Annotated in this window: 17 protein-coding genes; 12 read left to right on the top strand and 5 right to left on the bottom strand. The window is 67.4% G+C overall.

What is annotated here, in order from left to right; translation table 11 throughout:
- Nucleotides 1-8 precede the first annotated feature (8 nt).
- On the top strand, nucleotides 9-899 hold the full coding sequence (locus tag FQU96_RS40185; protein ID WP_146547068.1) for a transglutaminase family protein: 891 nt from the start codon (nucleotides 9-11) through the stop codon (nucleotides 897-899).
- Here FQU96_RS40185 and FQU96_RS40180 read toward each other — a convergent pair.
- Entirely contained in the window at nucleotides 856-1,959 is a 1,104-nt protein-coding gene (locus tag FQU96_RS40180) for a helix-turn-helix transcriptional regulator (protein ID WP_178131125.1), read from the bottom strand. The two genes, FQU96_RS40185 and FQU96_RS40180, sit on opposite strands and share 44 nt — an antisense overlap.
- A 313-nt stretch (nucleotides 1,960-2,272) precedes the next feature.
- On the opposite strand from FQU96_RS40180, the gene FQU96_RS40175 reads away from it, so the two are divergent.
- Together FQU96_RS40175 and FQU96_RS40170 are read left to right on the top strand one after the other, a co-directional pair.
- Nucleotides 2,273-3,409 (top strand): helix-turn-helix transcriptional regulator, encoded by a 1,137-nt coding sequence (locus FQU96_RS40175; RefSeq protein WP_146547066.1) that lies wholly within the window; start codon nucleotides 2,273-2,275, stop codon nucleotides 3,407-3,409.
- A 22-nt stretch (nucleotides 3,410-3,431) separates the two neighbouring features.
- Nucleotides 3,432-4,571, top strand: coding sequence for a helix-turn-helix transcriptional regulator (locus FQU96_RS40170; protein WP_146547065.1), 1,140 nt, complete (start codon nucleotides 3,432-3,434; stop codon nucleotides 4,569-4,571).
- Nucleotides 4,572-4,576: 5 nt separating this feature from the next.
- On the opposite strand, the gene FQU96_RS40165 is transcribed toward FQU96_RS40170, so the two are convergent.
- On the bottom strand, nucleotides 4,577-5,566 hold the full coding sequence (locus FQU96_RS40165; RefSeq protein WP_146547064.1) for a zinc-dependent alcohol dehydrogenase family protein: 990 nt from the start codon (nucleotides 5,564-5,566) through the stop codon (nucleotides 4,577-4,579).
- 127 nt (nucleotides 5,567-5,693) lie between these two features.
- Between FQU96_RS40165 and FQU96_RS40160 the strand changes: the two genes are divergently transcribed.
- Nucleotides 5,694-6,542: a metallophosphoesterase gene (locus FQU96_RS40160; RefSeq protein WP_146547063.1), complete on the top strand. Its 849-nt coding sequence runs from the start codon at nucleotides 5,694-5,696 to the stop codon at nucleotides 6,540-6,542.
- A gap of 12 nt (nucleotides 6,543-6,554) precedes the next feature.
- On the opposite strand, the gene FQU96_RS40155 is transcribed toward FQU96_RS40160, so the two are convergent.
- Nucleotides 6,555-7,550: a tripartite tricarboxylate transporter substrate binding protein gene (locus tag FQU96_RS40155; protein ID WP_178131123.1), complete on the bottom strand. Its 996-nt coding sequence runs from the start codon at nucleotides 7,548-7,550 to the stop codon at nucleotides 6,555-6,557.
- A gap of 154 nt (nucleotides 7,551-7,704) precedes the next feature.
- On the opposite strand from FQU96_RS40155, the gene FQU96_RS40150 reads away from it, so the two are divergent.
- From FQU96_RS40150 to FQU96_RS40140, 3 genes are read left to right on the top strand one after another with little or no spacing between them, the layout of a single operon-like run.
- Nucleotides 7,705-9,147 (top strand): circularly permuted type 2 ATP-grasp protein, encoded by a 1,443-nt coding sequence (locus FQU96_RS40150; protein ID WP_146547061.1) that lies wholly within the window; start codon nucleotides 7,705-7,707, stop codon nucleotides 9,145-9,147.
- A 24-nt stretch (nucleotides 9,148-9,171) separates the two neighbouring features.
- Nucleotides 9,172-10,101 carry an alpha-E domain-containing protein gene (locus FQU96_RS40145; RefSeq protein ID WP_146547060.1) on the top strand — a complete coding sequence of 310 codons (930 nt, stop codon included), beginning with the start codon at nucleotides 9,172-9,174 and terminating at the stop codon, nucleotides 10,099-10,101.
- 14 nt (nucleotides 10,102-10,115) lie between these two features.
- Nucleotides 10,116-10,934 (top strand): transglutaminase family protein, encoded by an 819-nt coding sequence (locus FQU96_RS40140; RefSeq protein ID WP_146547059.1) that lies wholly within the window; start codon nucleotides 10,116-10,118, stop codon nucleotides 10,932-10,934.
- A gap of 7 nt (nucleotides 10,935-10,941) precedes the next feature.
- On the opposite strand, the gene FQU96_RS40135 is transcribed toward FQU96_RS40140, so the two are convergent.
- The gene (locus FQU96_RS40135) at nucleotides 10,942-11,358 is read right to left on the bottom strand and encodes a hypothetical protein (RefSeq protein ID WP_146547058.1); all 417 of its coding nucleotides are present in this window, start codon (nucleotides 11,356-11,358) and stop codon (nucleotides 10,942-10,944) included.
- 178 nt (nucleotides 11,359-11,536) lie between these two features.
- Here FQU96_RS40135 and FQU96_RS40130 point away from each other — a divergent pair, with 178 nt between their 5' ends.
- A complete protein-coding gene (locus FQU96_RS40130) occupies nucleotides 11,537-12,262 on the top strand; it encodes a peptidase (RefSeq protein ID WP_146547057.1) in 726 nt (241 codons plus the stop codon).
- A 129-nt stretch (nucleotides 12,263-12,391) separates the two neighbouring features.
- Nucleotides 12,392-13,594 carry a pyridoxal phosphate-dependent aminotransferase gene (locus tag FQU96_RS40125; RefSeq protein WP_146547056.1) on the top strand — a complete coding sequence of 401 codons (1,203 nt, stop codon included), beginning with the start codon at nucleotides 12,392-12,394 and terminating at the stop codon, nucleotides 13,592-13,594.
- Nucleotides 13,595-13,751: 157 nt separating this feature from the next.
- On the opposite strand, the gene FQU96_RS40120 is transcribed toward FQU96_RS40125, so the two are convergent.
- Nucleotides 13,752-14,681: a formylglycine-generating enzyme family protein gene (locus tag FQU96_RS40120; RefSeq protein WP_178131121.1), complete on the bottom strand. Its 930-nt coding sequence runs from the start codon at nucleotides 14,679-14,681 to the stop codon at nucleotides 13,752-13,754.
- A gap of 337 nt (nucleotides 14,682-15,018) precedes the next feature.
- Here FQU96_RS40120 and FQU96_RS40115 point away from each other — a divergent pair, with 337 nt between their 5' ends.
- The 3 genes from FQU96_RS40115 (at nucleotide 15,019) to FQU96_RS42975 (ending at nucleotide 17,952) form a co-directional block, all read left to right on the top strand.
- Entirely contained in the window at nucleotides 15,019-17,100 is a 2,082-nt protein-coding gene (locus tag FQU96_RS40115; RefSeq protein WP_146547054.1) for an elongation factor G, read from the top strand.
- A gap of 99 nt (nucleotides 17,101-17,199) precedes the next feature.
- Entirely contained in the window at nucleotides 17,200-17,706 is a 507-nt protein-coding gene (locus FQU96_RS40110) for a cupin (protein ID WP_146547053.1), read from the top strand.
- A gap of 123 nt (nucleotides 17,707-17,829) precedes the next feature.
- A complete protein-coding gene (locus tag FQU96_RS42975; protein ID WP_255468860.1) occupies nucleotides 17,830-17,952 on the top strand; it encodes a hypothetical protein in 123 nt (40 codons plus the stop codon).
- Nucleotides 17,953-18,015: the final 63 nt, after the last annotated feature.

The following is an 18,015-nucleotide window of genomic DNA, read 5'->3' as shown; positions in this document are numbered from 1 at the left end:
GTTCGCCCATGCGTTACATCGTCTCGCATCGTACTTCGTACCGCTACGCCGCGACGGTCGATCTGGCGCAGCATATCGCGCACCTGCGGCCGCGCGCCTTTCCCGGTCAGGCTGTCACCGACTGCACCCTGCTGGTTGATCCGCCACCGAACGCGCACGCGCTGCACACGGACCACTTCGGTAATCTGGTCGACTCGTTTCGCATCGACCAGGCCCACACCGTGCTCATCATCGAGATGCGCTCGCATGTCGACGTCGCACTGCCGATACCACCTGATCCGGACACGACGCCGCCCTGGGAGACCGTGGCCGCCACGCTCGCGAGCGCCTTTCCCGCATCCGTGACAGCCGCCGAGTTCACACATCCCTCGCCCCTGGTCATGATCGGCCCCGAGGCTGCAGCCTATGCCCTGCCGTCGTTTCCGGCCGGGCGGCCGATCCTCGCCGGCGCCGTGGATCTGATCCACCGCATCCGAACCGACTTCACCTACACACCGGGCGCTACCGACGTCTCGACGCCCCTTGACGAGGTGTTCGCCCGCCGGCTGGGAGTCTGCCAGGACTTCGCCCATGTCGGGATCGCGGCGCTGCGTGCCCTGGGTCTCGCCGCCGGCTATGTCTCGGGCTACATCCGGACCTACCCGCGCGCCGGCGGCGCCGAGCTACGCGGTGCCGACGCCAGCCATGCCTGGATCGCGGTGTGGTGCGGCCCCGAAGCCGGCTGGGTCCACCTCGATCCGACCAACGACCTGATCGCGCGCGACGAGCATGTGATCGTCGCCTGGGGTCGCGATTTCTCCGACGTCAGCCCCGTCCGCGGCATGATCCTGGGCGGCGGTGCGCATCATTACGGCGTCAACGTCGAACTGCGGCCGATGCAGGCGGCGCCGGCTGATTGACCACGCGCAGCAAGCCTATCAGGCGCGCCAGCTCGGCCTGATGGCCGATCCCGAGCTTCGAGAAGACGTTTCGCAGATGTGTCTTGACGGTGTTGGGCGACACACCCAGCGCACGCGCCGTGTCGGGGATGGTGCCGTGCGCCGACATGGCGACCGCGACGTTCGCCTCGGCGTGGGTCAGCCCATGCGCCTCCATCAACAGCCGCGGCGAGACGCCGACTTTGCTGGCGGGATCCACGATGAACAGCAGCACCGCGGCATCCTTCAACGAGGCAGCGGCCAGCCGGTCGACATCCCGACCGCGCATGGGGGTGGCCAGGATGGTCAGGGGATAGCTGTCGTCGGAGCGCGGCACGCTGATGGCCGCCATTGGTGTGCCCTGCAGGCTCTTTTGCACCAATGCCTCGATACGCCGGGTATGTAGCGATGACGTGTGCGATACGCTCCTCCGCCCCAGACGCAACGGCCCCCGCGCATCATCCAATGCCAGCGCTGCTGCGTTGGCGAAAACGATCTTGCCGCGACGATCGAGCAGGATCACACCGATAGCGAGGCGATCCAACGATTCATAGGCTTGGTGCTGCAAGGCCTTGTAGGCATCGACGCGAAACCCGAGTTGAACCGACCGCCGCAGATGCGGCGCTAAGGCCGTTAGCAACCGCTGCTCGGCCTCACCATAGGGACCCTGACGGAAGGGGCGGTTCAGGCTGACGCCGACGCCGAATTCCGTTTTCTGCGTCAGCCCGATCATGAGGCTATGACTGACATCGCTGGGCCGCAGGACCTCGTCGAAGAAGGCTGTTCGACGCAGGTCAGCGGCCGGCAGGATACGGTCCGTCGGCACGGCGACGCCGACTGGACTGGTCGTCCACATGTACTGGGTCCACGGGTTGAGGACATGACGGCTGCCGAGTTGGCGGATGGACTCCTCGCTGACATTGGTGTGATGCGTGAAGTAGAGGGCCTCGTGCAGTCCCGACTGCCCCATCAGGATGCCGCCGCTGCTGTGAGTCAGTGTCGCGATCTGCTGGATTGCCGAGTCCCACAGATGCGGATCCATGGCGGCGTCGTATATCCGGTCCAGCAAGGCTGATGATATTTCATCGCTATCGCGCAAAATATCCCCTCGCATGTGCGGGAGATCCACGATGACAGCGCTGGAGCCGCAAGACATCACCCGATCGGGTGAGGCGCGCCGCCGCATGCGATGATGGTCCGCCGCGCATTCGCGGCCGGCGTGCAGTCGATGCGAACTGAACGACGGCGATTTTTCACCCGATCGGGTGAGGCACTGCCGCATCGGCGTCGCCACAATACGTCATGACCAAAACCCGCCATGCACCAGGGCATCGGCATGTTCGGGGAGGCACGGGATGCGCATCGAGCACGATCCCCCTGAGGCGCTGCTGGACCTGATCTATGACGCCGCAGCCGACAGCCGGCTGTGGCCCTCGATCTTTCGCGAGGTCGCCGGCCTGACCAACAGTGCCGCCGGGGTTCTGCTGTTCCAGTCGGACACGACGCACACCATTTATTTCGAGCACAACTACGGCGGTGACGCCGCCGCTGTCCGCGCCCTCAAGGAACGGCATGTGCTCAATCCGTGGACACATTACATGTGGTCCAACAACCCGGTCGGCCGCGCCATCCCGTCGGACCAGATCCTGCCGCTGGCGGATCTGCGACGCACCGCCTTCTATGACGAGGTGCTGCGGCCCCAGGGCCTGGGACATAGCGCCATGATCGGCCTGTCGCTGACGCCGAACCCCGGCCTCGGTGCCGGCCTGAGCATGAACCGAGGGCCGCGCCAGGGTCCGTACGACAACCGCGAGCTTCGCCTGATCGAGGCCCTGTTCCCGCACCTGCGTCGCTCGGTGCGGCTGGGCTTCCGCATCGAGGCTTATCGGGCACTGCGCAACGGCGAGTACCGAACGCTCGACAGGCTGGCGGTCGGCATCGTCCTGCTCGACCGTCAGGCCCGCATTGTCTACAGCAACGCTGCCGCCCGCGCGCTCGACGGCGAGGATAAACCGTTGCGACTGGGAGGCGGACGCGTGGCGCACAGTTCCCCGTCGCACACCCGTCGACTTGACCACCTCGTGCAGGCGACATTGCACCACGTGCCGATGACGGCCATCGGCGTCCCCTGCCCGGATGACGGCCGCGTGGTCACGGTTCTGGCCTCGTCGGTGCGGGGCGAGGATCTGGGGCGCTTTGCCGACGCCCACATGAAGGATGCCGCGGTGATCCTGTTCATCTCGGATCCTGTCGCCAAGATGGCGGTCCCCGCGTCCTGGCTGATGGACACCTACCGGATGACTCCGGCGGAAGCCGACGTGGCTGTCGCCACGGCATCCTATGGCGGCGCTTTCCATGCCGCGCAGCGCCTCAACCTGTCGCCCAACACGGTCAAATCGCATCTCGCCCGTGTCTTCGCGAAGACCGGCGTCAGCGGGCAAGGAAAATTGTCAGAGCTGATCGCATCGCTCGGCATGGCGCTGTCGGCCTAGCGATCCATCCGCGAGCGCTGCGATGGGCCCACCGAATGACCCGCCACCGGCCCTGCTGGACCTGATCTACGATGCCGCCACCGACGGCAACCTCTGGATCGCCACGCTGCTGCGGCTCGTGGACATGACCGGCAGCGACCACGGTGTCCTGCACGCGCGGTCGTCTGGTTTCAACATGATCTGCATCGCGACCCGGCCACTGGACGGCACGGACGCGGTCGAGGCTGGGATGTCACCGCTCAGCCCCTGGACGCGCACGGGTGCGCACCCGGCAACCGGCGCCGTGGCCTTTTCCGACGCTGCGGTCCCTTATGAGCTCTTCACATCCGCCGGCTTCCTTGACGAGGGGCGGTCTTCACAGGAACAGGCGGCCCATGACGTCGTGGTCCCGATTGCGGCGACGCGGACACTCATCGCCGCCTTCCGCCTGCAACGGAACGAAGACCGGGGACGATTCGGAGAGGCGGACTACCATCTGCTCGCCCGCCTGGCGCCGCATATGTCCCGCTCGCTGCGTCTGGGATTCCGGATCGACGGCTATCGCGCACTGCGACGGGCAGAAAGCCGTGTCCTGGATCAGTTCACGGGCGGCGTCGTCCTGCTCGACGCGACGGATGCTGTCCTGTTCGCCAATGCGGCCGCCCACGCCATGATGTCCGCGGGCGGCCCTCTGCGCATGCAGGATCGCACCCTGCTGTGCGCATCGGCGCCGCACGCCCACCAGTTCGACGCCCTGATCCAGGGGGCCCGCCACGGCACGCCGACGGCGACCATGGGCCTGCCGCATCCGGCCGACGGGCGTCTGGTGACGATCGTCGTGTCGCCGGTGCACGGTCCCGACATCAGCCTGTTCGCCGAACCGCACATGCGCGACGCACAGACGATGATCTTCGTGTTCGATCCGGCGGCCGCGGCGGAAGTTCCGCTGGATTGGATCATCAGTGCCTACGGTCTCACCCCAGCCGAGGCGCGCGTCGCGCTGCTCACGGCGCGCGGCCGCTCGGTGGGCGAGACCGCGGCCCGTCTCAGCCTGTCGTCCAATACCGTCAAGACCCATCTGCGCCGCGTCTTTGCCAAGACGGGCGCAGCCGGCCAGGTTGAACTCGCCGGCATGCTGGCCGCCATCCGCGGATTGGCCGGCGGCCACTCGCGGCCGATCTAGGTCGCTCAGATCGGACCGTTGGGCGCCACCAGGATCTTGCCGGACCGCTCGCCTTCCTGGGCCCGTTTCAGGGCGGCCTTGATGTCGTCGATGGCATAGATCTTCTCGACCGGCGCCGCGAGCTTGCCATCCATCAGCTGGCGGCCGAGATCGGCGTAGATGTCGCGGATTTGGGCCAGGCTGCGCTTGGCCATGAAGCGGCCCAGCATGAAGCCGGTGAGCGTCAATCCGCGATAGATCAACTCGCCGCGCCCCACTGTGGGATCCTCGCCGCTCATGGCGCCGTAATTGCAGACCACGCCGCCATCGGCGACGCAGGCAGCCAGCCGCGCCGTCGCGGCGCCGGATACCGCATCGAGCCCCAGCCGCACCGGCGCACCGCCGGTTGCCGCCGCCACACGCTCGGCGAGGTCCGGGCCATCGACGACACAGGCATCGGCACCCAACGCCTTGAGGTCGGCGAGCAGCGACTCGCGGCGTACGATGTTCACGGTTCGCAATCCACGCGCCTTGGCGAGCGGGATCACCAAGCGGCCCACCGCCGAGTTGGCGACGTTTTGTGCCACCCAGTCGCCCGGCTTCAGGGTCGCCAGGTCCGTCAGCATCAGAAGTGCCGTCGGCGGATTGATGCGCAGCATGGCGGCCTGCTTCAGATCGAGTCCGGCTGGCACGGCGATGACGTCGTCGCCGCTCACCCGGCGCTTCTGGGCCCAGTTTTCGCGCTGCAGATTGATGACCAGGTCGCCGGCCTTGACATGCGAAACGCCGGCACCGACCGCCGTCACCCGCCCGATGCATTCGGCCCCGGGCGTCGACGGCAGCGGCGGTTTCAATCGATAGCTGCCCTTGCAGAACCAGACATCGGCCGGGTTGATGGGAAACAGCAGCACGTCGAACACCACCTCGCCCGGCCCCGGCGCTCCCACATCGGGCACCTCGGCGCAGCGCGCGACCTGCTCCGGCACGCCGTAGCTATCAAGCAATACACGCTTCATTCTGTCCTCCACTTGCCGGCGTCACGCCCAGCGCGTCGTTGAAGTGTCATGGCGAGGTTATTCGATTGTCACCTCGGCGCCATAGACACTCTTTGCATCGGGCGACGACTGCTTGAGGATCACGCACATGACCCGGATTCTGGTTCTGTCGGACCTGCACCTGTCACCGACCCACGGCTTCTTCTGGGACAACTGGGCTCTGGCTCGGGACGCAGCGAACGCGATGGCGCCCGCGGCCGTCATCGTCACTGGCGACCTCTGCATCAACGGTCCCGACAGCGACGGCGAGATCGCATTCGCCGCTGCGGCGTTGCGGCGGCTGGCGCCGCATACCCTGGCACTGCCGGGCAACCATGACGTGGGCGACGAACCGCCCGGACAGGACGCCGAGCAGCTCATCGATGAGCCGCGACTGTCGCGCTGGAACGCGGCCTTCGGCACGGACTGCTGGTCGCTCGATCTCGATGCATGGCGCCTGGTCGGTGTGAACGCCCAGCTGTTCGGCTCCGGCCTGGCCGCCGAGGCCGTCCAGGATGCATGGCTCGACACGGCTTTTGCCAGCGCGGCAGGACGGCGCATCGCACTCTTCCTGCACAAGCCGCTGTTCCTCGAGTCGGCAGATGAGGTCGAGCCGACCGCCGGCAGCCTCAATCTGCCGCCGCGGCAGGCCCTGATGGAGAAACTCCGCACTGCGGATGTCTCGATGGTCGTCAGCGGCCATCTGCATCAGTACCGCGACCGTACCGTCGATGGCTTGCGGCACGTGTGGGCCCCGTCGACCGCCTTCATGACCAACCATCCGCTGGGCGGCGATCCACGGCCGGGCATGCTCGCTATCGACTTCGCCGGGCCGGAACCGGTCGTCGACCTTCTGCGGCCGCCGGGCCTGGTCGAATTCGATCTCGCCGCGATCAAGGGCCACGGCCGCTACAAGTTCCTGCGCGACATGCCGGCCTGTCCGCCGCAAGCGGCGTAGGCGGGACGCGCCTCACTCCAGCTTCACGCCCAGGTCGCGCACCAACGGGATCATGCGGGCCTTGAGCCGCTCGTAGTCGGCCGCCATCGCCTCGTGGGTGAGCGGCTTTTCGTGAAGGCCGAAGGTATCGTACATCTTGCGGCCGCCCTCCGAGTCGGCCGCTTCGACCCACAAGGCCGACAGCCGCTTGACGATCTCCAGGGATGTTCCGGTCGGCGCAAAGAGGCCAAGCCAGCCGAACAGGTTGAAGGCGTCGTGCGTGAAGCCCTGCTCGGCCATTGTTGGCAGATCCGGGAACTTGGTGTTGCGGCGCGGTGCCGGCAGCGCGATCAGCCGGATCGTGCCGTTGGTCAGCAGCGGCCGCAGTGCCTGGTAGCTACCCATGGCCGCCTGCAGTGATCCGGAACCCATGTCCTGCCACATCGGGCCTTCGCCGCGATAGTGCACGATCTCCATCTTGATGCCGTAGAGTTCATTCAACTTGGCGCACACGATGTGGGCACCGGACCCTGGCGCCCACGAACCGAAGCTGACCTTGTTCTTGCGGGCGTAGTCGATCAGTTCGGCAACCGTCTTGACCGGCAGCGACTTGTGCACGGCCACCGGCAGTTCGCCTGACGACGTGGCGGACACCGGCACGAAATCCTTATCGGGATCAAAGCCGAGGTTGCTGTAGAGTACGCGGTTCTGCACCAGCGTCCCTGACACGGTATGCAGGAACGTGTAGCCATCCGGCGCGGCGCGCGACACCAGGGCCGCGCCGATGTTGCCGCCGGCGCCCGGCTTGTTGTCGATGATGATCTGCTGGCTCAGTTTCTTGGACGCGTATTCGCCGAACACGCGGGCGATCCCGTCGGTGAGACCGCCGGGTGCGAAATTCACCACGATGGTGATCGGCTTGGCGGGCCAGGCCCCCTGCCCCTGGCCGACGGACGGCGCCGCAACGAGCCCGGAACCGGCCAGCGCCGCAGCGCCGGCGATGAACGGACGACGGCGAATAGAGCGCATATCCTGTCCTCCCTGAAACCCTGCGCGCATTCTGTCGGCGTACGCGCTTGCTGCCTGTCGGCCATTGCATCGTGCAGATGTGGTCTTCCGCCGGCAAGGAATTTGCTTGTAAGCTGTACAGGCAGTCGAACGGGAGCACGGAGACAGGACCGATATGGCGGCGATGGCAGCGTTCGATGAAATGCGCAGCGCTCCCGAGGGTGTGCGCGCCCCCTACCGAGCCATTGACCGCTGGCTGCAGAACACACCCATGGAGACCATCGAGGCCAAGCGCCGCGAGGTCGACGCCTTTTATCATCGTGCTGGCATTACTTTCGGCGCCTACGGCGCCGTCGGTGGGCATGAGACCACGATCCCGTTCGACATCATTCCCCGGGTGATCGCGGCCGACGAGTGGGCGTTCCTTGAACGCGGCCTGTCGCAGCGGGTGCGGGCGCTGAACGCCTTCCTGGCCGATGCCTACGGCGCCCGCGAGATCTGCCGTGCCGGCATCATCCCCGAGGCCCAGCTGCTGCTGAACGGCGAGTTCGCGCCGCTGGCCCAGGACCTGAAGCTGCCGGGCGACATCCACGTGCATATCGCCGGCATCGACATGGTGCGGGTCGGCGAGCAGGAGTTCTATGTCCTGGAGGACAACGTCCGCACGCCATCGGGCATCTCCTACGTGCTGGAGAACCGCGAGGTGATGATGCGGCTGGCGCCCGAGTTGTTCTCGCGCATGGCCGTGCGGCCGGTCGCCAGCTACACCGAGGAATTGCTGAACACCTTGCGCTCGGTGTCGTTCAGCGACGACGGCGAGCCCAATGTCGTGCTGCTGACGCCGGGCCACTACAACAGTGCCTATTTCGAGCACGCCTTCCTGGCCGACGAGATGGGCATCGAGCTGGTCGAGGGTACCGACCTGTTCGTCGATGAGGGCCGTGTCTTCATGCGCACGCCGCGCGGTCCTCAGCGCGTCGACGTGATCTACCGGCGCATCGACGACTCGTTCCTCGACCCGCTGGCCTTCCGGCCCGACTCCTTCCTCGGCGTGCCGGGCCTGGTAGGTGCGCTGCGCATGGGCCGGGTCAACGTCGTCAACGCCATCGGCAACGGCGTGGCCGACGACAAGTCGACCTACCTCTACGTGCCCGACATGATCCGCTTCTATCTCAGCGAGGAGCCGATCCTGCGCAACGTACCGACCTGGCGTGGCGATAAGGCCGACGACTTCACGTACATCCTCGAGCACCTGCCCGAGATCGTGGTCAAGGAGGTCCACGGCTCGGGCGGCAAGGGCATGCTGGTGGGGCCGACCTCGACCAAGACCGAGATCGAGGAGTTCCGCGCCCTGCTGAAGGCCCGGCCCGATGCCTATATCGCGCAGCCAACCCTGGCACTCAGCACCTGCCCCACCTTCGTCGACCAGGGTGTGGCGCCGCGCCACGTCGATCTGAGGCCCTTCATCCTGTCGCGCCGCAGCGGCGAGGTGTTCATCACCCCCGGAGGGCTGACGCGCGTGGCGCTGAAGGAAGGCTCGCTGGTGGTGAACTCGAGCCAGGGCGGCGGCACCAAGGATACCTGGGTCCTGGGCGCCCGCGGCGATGCCACATCATGAAAGTAAGGGTGAGGGGAAACGCCCATGCTGAGTAGCACGGCCAAGAATCTGTACTGGATGGGCCGCTACCTGCACCGGGCGAAGAATACGGCACGCGTCCTGGAATCGACACAGCGCATGGCGCTGCAATCCGGCACGGCCGAGGCCGGCGTGGTCGCCGACGTCTATTCCCTGCGCACCGAATTCCTTGCCCGCTACCCGCAAGGCGCGCTGGCCGACCTGCTCGACTTCATGACGCTCGACGACAGCAATCCGTCGAGCCTGGTCAACACCGTGCGGGCGGCCCGCAACAATGCCCGGGCCGAGCGCAACAACCTCACCGTCGACGTCTGGGAGAGCCTCAACGCGTTGTGGCTGGATGTGGCGGCTCAAACCCGGCTGCCGCGGGCCATGGTCGATCGCGGCGCCCTGCTGGAACTGGTCAAGAAGCAGACCACCATGATCGCCGGCGCCGCGCAGTCGACCCTGCTGCGCGACGATGCCTACTGCTTTCTGCAGTTGGGCAGCTACCTGGAGCGGGCGGACAACACCACGCGCGTGCTGGACGTGAAGTTCCATCGCCTGTGCCCGGACGGCGATCCCCGGCACGGCAGCACCGACTATTACGAATGGTCGGAGATCCTGGCCTGCGTCGGCGCCGTGCGCACATACCGGCGCATCTATCACAGCCGCATCGAGGCCGCGCGGGTGGCCGAGCTGATGGTTCTGCGCCGCGACCTGCCGCGATCGGTGCACCATTGCCTGTGGCAGGTCGATCTCAGCATGCGCGAGCTGTCCGAGACCTATGGCACGCGCGGCGAGGCCGACCGTCAGGCCGGCGCCCTGCATGCCCACGTCCGCTACGCCCGCATCGAGGACGTGTTCGCCACCGGCCTGCGCCCCTACCTCGAAGACCTCGGCTTGCGCATGGCGCAACTGAGCGAGGACATCGGCCGCCAGTTCCTGTTCGATTGAGGTGCAAGACCTGCATGCGCGTCGCCGTCAACCACGTCACCCGCTTTCGCTTCGCCGAACCGGCGCGGCATTCGATCCATGACACGCGGCTGGTGCCGCGGCCCGCCGCCGGCCAGCGGCTGGTGTCATGGTCGGTGCGGGGGCCGGGGCGACGGGCCGAATGGCGTGACGGCCACGGCAACACCGTGACCACGTTCTCGGTGGCGCAGCGCCACAGCGAGGTCGCGATCGCCGTCGAGGGCGTCTACGAATGGGTGGGCGACGACAGCTGGCTGCACTATGCCGAGCGCGAGCCGCTGCCGGCGACGTTCTGGCTGCGCAACCACGGCCTGGGCCGCCACGATGCGCGCTTCGACCCGCTGATCGCCGACCTGGTTCCCCGCACCACCGACACCGCCGACCATGTCCCGATGCTGCACGAGCTGATGCGCCGCGTACACGATCGCATCACCTACAAGGTCGGCGTGTCGGACGTGAGGACCGATGCGCTGAGCGCGTTCGACCGCGGCGAAGGGGTATGCCAGGACCTGGCGCAGATCTTCGTCGCCTGCTGCCGGCGGCTGGGCGTGCCGGCGCGCTATGCCAGCGGCTACCTGCGCACCGACGACGGCAACAAGGTCGGCTCGCCCTGCCCGGCGTGGGCCGAAGCACTGGTGACGGGGCTGGGCTGGGTCGGTTTCGATCCGGCCAACAGCGCCTCCACGACGCACGACTACCTGAAGCTGGCGGTGGGTCTCGACTACACCGAAGCCGCGCCCGTGACCGGCCGCCGCATCGGTCCTGGCGGCGAGGCCGAGATGACCGTCGAAGCGACGGTTAAACGAATCGGCTGAGGCCCTGCTAGCCCGGGTTCGCGGCGCAGCGGCTGGCGGCCGTGCGGGCGGCGCCATCCCAGTTGGCACCGGCCGGTGTATTGGTCAGGCGGCGCCAGCCGATGCGCATGGCGCCATCCGGCTGCGGCTCGACCTGGAAGCTCGCCACCGGATCCACCGGCTGCGGCTGGACCCGCGGCCACAGGTTGACGTAGGCCGAGCGCTTGGGCGGCGCCGACACCACCGGCGCGGTGACGAACTCGCGCCACATGGCCTTGGCCAGGCAGTTGGCCAGCGCATCGTGGCCGAACGACGACGTGGCCAGCCACGCCGTCTCGCCCATCTGGGCCTGCGCCGCGCCTGATGGCCCCCAGCAGATCGCCGCCACCGACGCCAGGACGGCAGCCCATCGCACCCTGCCGGCCGTCGAGTGTTTGCCACGCATGTCAGGCCCCGCTTGCGCTGTGTCGGCCTGCCGATCCGGCAGACTGACGTCCCCGGTTGTTCCCGCCCGCGCATGGTCCGCCAATGGCCGGCCGGTTGCAAGCGCATGCGGCGCGCGGCAAGACAAAGGGCCGAGGGCTGGGCCATAGTCCCGGCATTGGAGCGAGCCGGAAACCACGATGACTTACTGCGTCGGCATGTGTCTCAAGGACGGACTGGTGATGCTGTCGGACTCGCGCACCAGCGCCGGCGTCGACAACATCGCCACCTTCCGCAAGATGACGGTATGGGAGCGGCCGGGCGAGCGGCTGCTGGTGCTGTTGAGCGCCGGCTACCTCGGCGTTACGCAGACCATCGTCAATCACCTCGAGGCCGGCCTCGAACCCGACGCCCGCAAGCTCACCGACGTGCCCTCGATGTTCCATGCCGCGCAGCTGGTCGGCGAGGCGATCCGGCTGGTCTACCGCATCCACGGCAAGGCACTGGAGGAGATGAACGCCGCATCGTTCAACGTCAGCTTCCTGCTGGGCGGCCAGATCAAGGGTGACGAGCACCGGCTGTTCGAGATCTATGCTGCCGGCAACTTCATCCAGGCCAGCGACCGTACGCCCTTCCTGCAGATCGGCGAGCACAAGTACGGCAAGCCGATCCTCGACCGGGCGCTGGGCTGGGAGACAGACCTGCGGGCTGCCGCCAAGCTGGCGCTGGTGTCGATGGACAGCACCTTGCGCTCCAACCTGTCGGTCGGCCTGCCGCTCGACCTGTTGGTCTATCGCCGCGACGCCTTCACGCCGGAGATCCGCCGCACCATCGACGGCGATGATCCCTATTTCCGCACCATCCGCGACGGCTGGTCGCGCTCCCTGCGCGAGGCCCACCAGCGCCTGCCCGACGTGCCGTGGTGACGCATTGTGCCCATACAATTTTGCACTGCGGGCTGCCTTGCATCGGGCGGGGGCCATCGTTAGGTTGCGCCGCCCTTGTGGGCGCCCGTCCGGGGCAGTGCCGGACGCATTTCCAACGGACCCGCAACCATGGCCTTCATCGCCGAACGCCTCAGCCGCATCAAGCCATCTCCCACGACTGCCGCGCAGGGCAAATTCCTGGAGATGAAAGCGGCCGGTAAAGACGTGATCGGCCTGGCGGCGGGCGAGCCCGATTTCCCGACCCCCGAGCACATCAAGGAAGCCGCCTACAAGGCGATCCGCGAGAACGACACCAAGTACACCGCCGTCCCCGGCACCCCGGCGTTGCGCCAGGCGATCTGCGGCAAGCTCAAGCGCGATCATGGACTGGAGTACGCGCCGGGCCAGGTCGTCGTCGGCAGCGGCGGCAAGCAGATCATCTTCAACGCCATGCTGGCCACGCTCGACGCCGGCGACGAGGTGATCGTGCCGGCGCCCTACTGGGTCTCGTACCCGGAGATGGTGCTGGTCGCCGACGGCACGCCGGTGATCGTGAACTGCCCGGAGTCCAACGGCTTCAAGCTGCAGCCCGAGGATCTCGAGCGCGCGATCACGCCCAAGACCAAGTGGGTGATCCTGAACTCGCCCAGCAACCCGACAGGCGCCGGCTACAGCTACGCCGACATGCGGGCGATCTGCGACGTGCTGCTGAAACACCCGCACGTCTGGGTGCTGACCGACGACATGTACGAGAAGCTCGTCTACGACGACTTCGAGTTCCACACGCCGGCCGAGGTCGAGCCCAAGCTCTACGAGCGCACCCTGACCATGAACGGCGTGTCGAAAGCCTATTGCATGACCGGCTGGCGTATCGGCTACGGTGCCGGGCCGCAGAAGCTGATCACGGCGATGTCGACCGTCCAGTCGCAGAGCACGTCGAGCGCCAGTTCGATCAGCCAGGCGGCGGCGACGGCGGCGCTCAACGGACCGACCGACTTCATCCCGAAGAACAACACGGTCTTCAAGCAACGGCGCGACCTGATCGTGTCGATGCTGAACCAGGCCAAGGGCATCAAGTGCTCGCGGCCGGAGGGCGCGTTCTACGTCTATCCGTCGTGTGCCGGCCTGATCGGCAAGAAGACGCCCGACGGCAAGACCATCGCCAACGACACCGACTTCGCGAACTACCTGCTGGAGAGCGAAGGTTTGTCGGTGGTGCAGGGTTCAGCCTTCGGCCTGGGCCCGAACTTCCGCATCTCCTACGCCACGGCCACCGACCTGGTGGAAGAGGCCGGCCGGCGCATCCAGCGCGCCTGCGCCGCGCTGACGTAGTTTTTCACCTCTCCCGCAAGCGGGAGAGGTCGACGGGCGCGTAGCGCCCGGCGGGTGAGGGCCCCCATACTCGGCGCCTCGTCCTGATCCCCTCACCTTCCCATTGCGCTACGCGCAATGGGCCCCTTCCTCTCCCGCTTGCGGGAGAGGAGTTGCGTCAAGGATCCCGGACCAGGCGGAAGCCGAGCATGTTGCCGTTGTGGCCGTTGGAGTCGCGGAAGCGGAAGGCCGACCGCGAGCGCCAGGGATCGTTGAACCAGCCGCCGCCCCGCACCGAGCGCTTCTCGCAGTCGCCGGTATAGCGCGGCTTGTGGTCGATCGGCGCGCCGTCGTAGGTCGGATGCCAGCAGTCCTCCGTCCACTCCCAGGCATTGCCCAGCATGTCGTGCAACCCGAACGCGTTGGGCGGGAAGGCACCGACCGGCGACGTGAAGGCATAGCCGTCATTGCAGACGCCATAACGTGCGGTGTCGCGCCGATGCTTGTAGGCGTCGGCCAGCGCCAGGTCGCCGAAGTTGATGTGCCGGCAGAGAGTCTGGGGGTCTGACGCGAACGGGCGTGACCCGGCGCTGCCGGCGCGCGCGGCATACTCCCATTCCGCCTCGCTCGGCAGCCGGTAGCGCTTGCCGGTACGCTGCGACAGCCAGCCGGCATAACCGCGCGCCTCGAACCAGTTCACGCACACCACAGGATCGCGGCCGGTCTGCGGGAAACCGGGATTGCGCCAGGTGATACCGGGATACTGCCGGCGCTTGCCGTCGATGCCTTCGGACCAGCACGCCGCGTCGATACGATGACCGGTCGCGCGCTGGTACTCGGTGAACTCATCCACGGTCACCTCGAAGCGACCGATCAGGAACGGCGCGATGACGACCTGTCGCTGCGGCTGCGAGCGGCCGCGCACGTGGGGCGGCACGCCATCGCGTTCCTCCTCGCCCGGCGCGGCGCCCATCACGAAGGTACCGCCGCGGACGGGCACCATCTCCGGGCAGGTCGGGCAGTCGCGAACGGTCGATGTGGAGGTCGGTTGCGCCCAGGCCGGGCTCGCGATGAGGATTGAAAGAACAAGCGGCGCCCAACGCAACATGGCCTCCCCGAACGGTGTCACCCCCGCCATGGTACCTGAGATGGCGGCCGGCGTCGCCGGCCTACTCGGTGATCGTTTCGCTGCCATTTTCCCCAGTTGCCATTGACTCGGCGGGCCGGACGGGTGGACGCTTGTGTCGTCAGTTGCCCTGTTGTCGGCGTTGCGGGTGCTGTCCGCGTTTGCGGCGCGCCGGTGTGATGGCGGTACGTGTCGTCGATCCCGACGCGCACGGACGCGGGGCGCAACGGAAGGGCCGCGAGGCCTCTCTCCCGCCCGGTCGCCGACCGGGGAGACACGACGAGCCAAAAGGGTTCGGGCGCGCGGGAGGAACTTAATCATGGCAGACACCACGATCGTATCAACGGGCGCGGAACGCGCGGGCGGCGGCGCCAACCGCGTCGTCGCCCTGTGCGGACCCTACCTCTCCGGAAAAACCACGCTGCTGGAAACGCTGCTGTTCGCGACCGGCGCGATCAACCGCCGCGGCCGGCCGCGCGACGGCGCCTCGGTCGGCGACGGCGCGCCCGAGGCGCGCAAGCTCGGCATGGGCACCGAGCTCAATGTCGCGTCCTGCACCTATTTCGGTGACTCGTGGACCTTCATCGACTGCCCGGGTTCGATCGAATTCCAGCATGACACGCTGGCGGCGCTGGCCGTGTGCGACGCCGCGGTGATCGTGTGCGAGCCGGTGCCCGACCGCGTGGCGGTGCTGGCGCCGCTGCTGCGGGCGCTGGAAGCGCGCCATGTGCCGCACCTGTTCTTCGTCAACAAGATGGATACGGCGCACGCGCGCGTGCGCGATCTGCTGGCCGCCCTGCAGTCGGTGTCGGAGCGCAAGCTGGTGCTGCGCCAGGTGCCGATCCGCAAGACCAACACCGACGGCAGCGAGGAGATCCAGGGCTACGTCGACCTGGTGAGCGAACGCGCCTATCGCTACAAGCAGGGCTCCGCCTCCGACCTGATCGAGATGCCGGCCGAATTGCTGCCGCGCGAGAACGATGCGCGCCGCGAGATGCTGGAGACCTTGGCCGAGTTCGACGACACCTTGCTGGAACAGCTGATCGAGGACGTGGCGCCCGAGAAGTCGCTGATCTACCGCGACCTGCACGACGAGTTCGGCGCCGACCTGATCGCACCGGTGCTGCTGGGTGCCGGCGAGCACGAGAGCGGCGTGCGCCGTCTGCTCAAGGCGCTGCGTCACGACACGCCCTTCGCACCCGAGACCGCCAAGCGCCGCGGCATCGAGGTCAACGGCGCCAGCATCGCCGAATGCTTCAAGGTCTCGCACCAGGCGCATGCCGGCAAGTTGTCGCTGAGCCGCGTCTGGGCGGGCACGGTATCGGAAGGCCAGACCCTGGGCTCGACCCGCATCGGCGGCATGTTCCGCATGTTCGGCCAGCGGCTGGACAAGCTGGCGCAGGCCAAGCAGGGCGACCTGGTCGCCCTGGCCAAGGTCGAGGCCCTGTCGGCCGGACAGATCCTGTCGGCGTCCGGCACGGTGGAAGCACCCGACCACACCGCTGCCGAGCTGCCGGTGTACGGGTTGGCCATCATGCCCAAGAACCGCAGCGATGAGGTGAAGCTGTCGACGGCGTTGCACAAGATCATCGAGGAGGATCCATCGCTGTCGGCCGGCCATCGCGATGACACCGGCGAATTCCTGATCCGCGGCCAGGGCGAGATGCACCTGCGCGTGGCGCTGGAGAAGCTCGCCACACGCTACAACGTGCCGGTCGACAGCAGTCCGCCCCGCGTCGCCTACAAGGAGACGATCCGCAAAGGCGCCCAGCAGCACGGCCGCTACAAGCGGCAGACCGGCGGCCACGGCCAGTTCGGCGACGTCAAGATCGAGATCCAGCCGCTGGGCCGCGGCGAGGGCTTCAAATTCATCGACAAGATCGTGGGCGGCGTGGTGCCGCGCAACTTCATCCCCGCCGTCGAGATGGGCGTCGTCGACTATCTCAAGCAGGGCCCGCTGGGCCAGCCGGTGGTCGACCTCTCGGTCACCCTGTTCGACGGCCAGTACCACACGGTCGACAGCTCGGAGATGTCGTTCAAGCAGGCGGCGCGCGTGGCCATGGTCGAGGCCATGCCCAAGTGCGATCCGGTGCTGCTCGAGCCCATCCTGAAGGTGACGATCGCAGCGCCCAGCGACGCGACCTCGCGCATCCAGCGCCTGGTGTCGGGCCGCCGCGGCCAGCTGCTGGGCTTCGACGCGCGGCCCGGCTGGCCGGGCTGGGACGAGGTGGTGGCACTGATGCCGGAGTCGGAGATCGGCGACCTGATCATCGAGATCCGCTCGGCCACCCAGGGCGTCGGCACGTACCATGCCGAGTTCGACCATCTGCAGGAGATGGCCGGCCGCGCCGCCGAGAAGGTCGCCGAGGAAGGCAAGCGCCGCGCCGCCGCGGGGCGGTGATACGCTGATCGGCCGAGGGGAGTCAGCGAGGTCTTTGTGATGCGCACCACGTCGGCTCCCCTTCCGGACCACCTTCCCCGCAAGCGGGGAAGGGAGAATATGTCGCCAGAAACGCTGTACCTCGATGCCAACGGCTGGGTGCCGAACAACCCGCGTTTGCCGGTGCTGCTGTACCGCCGCGTGGTGCCAGCCGGCAGCGCAGCCGACGCGGCGCGCGCGTTCGAGGCCTTGTTCGAGAAGAACGGCTGGCCCGCGCAATGGCGCAACGGCGTCTATGCCTATCACCATTATCATCCCGACGCGCATGAGGTGCTGGGCTTTGCCCAGGGCAGCGCGCGCCTGCTGTTGGGTGGTCCCGGCGGCAGCGAGATCGAGGTCGAGGCTGGCGACGTCGCCCTGCTGCCGGCGGGCACCGGCCACTGCCGCCTGGATGCCACGCGCGACCTGTTGGTGGTCGGCGGTTACCCGCCGGGCCAGAACACCGACGTGAGCCGCGATCCGGCAACGGCCGACACGGTCGCCCGTATCGCCCGTGCGCCGTTTCCCGCCTGCGACCCGGTTGCCGGCAGGAGCGGCCCGTTGTTGTCGTTGTGGCGGACCAGCTAGAGGCTGGCACCGGCGGGATGCCCGCGCTCCCAAGGTGTCACGATGCGGTGAGGGCACTTTCAGAAGCAGCCGGTCCTGTGCCACACCACGGCCGTGGAGAGTCGTGACATTCAAGGAGGTTGCATGCTCTATCGCCGATTGCTGGTCGCGGGTGGCTTGTCCCTCGCGGTGGCGCCGGCGCTGGTCGTACCGACCCGCGCCCAGGGGTCCCGGATCTCGGTGACCTTCGTCGGCCACGAGCTTTGAGGCGGCTGCAAGATCTGGCGTGCCCAGTCCGAACCCGGTTTCAAGGCTTCCGACGCATTCAAG

Source organism: Reyranella sp. CPCC 100927, assembly GCF_007859315.1.
Lineage (GTDB): Bacteria > Pseudomonadota > Alphaproteobacteria > Reyranellales > Reyranellaceae > Vineibacter.
Note: the sequence above shows the minus strand (reverse complement) of the source record. Positions and strands in the feature narration are given on the sequence as shown.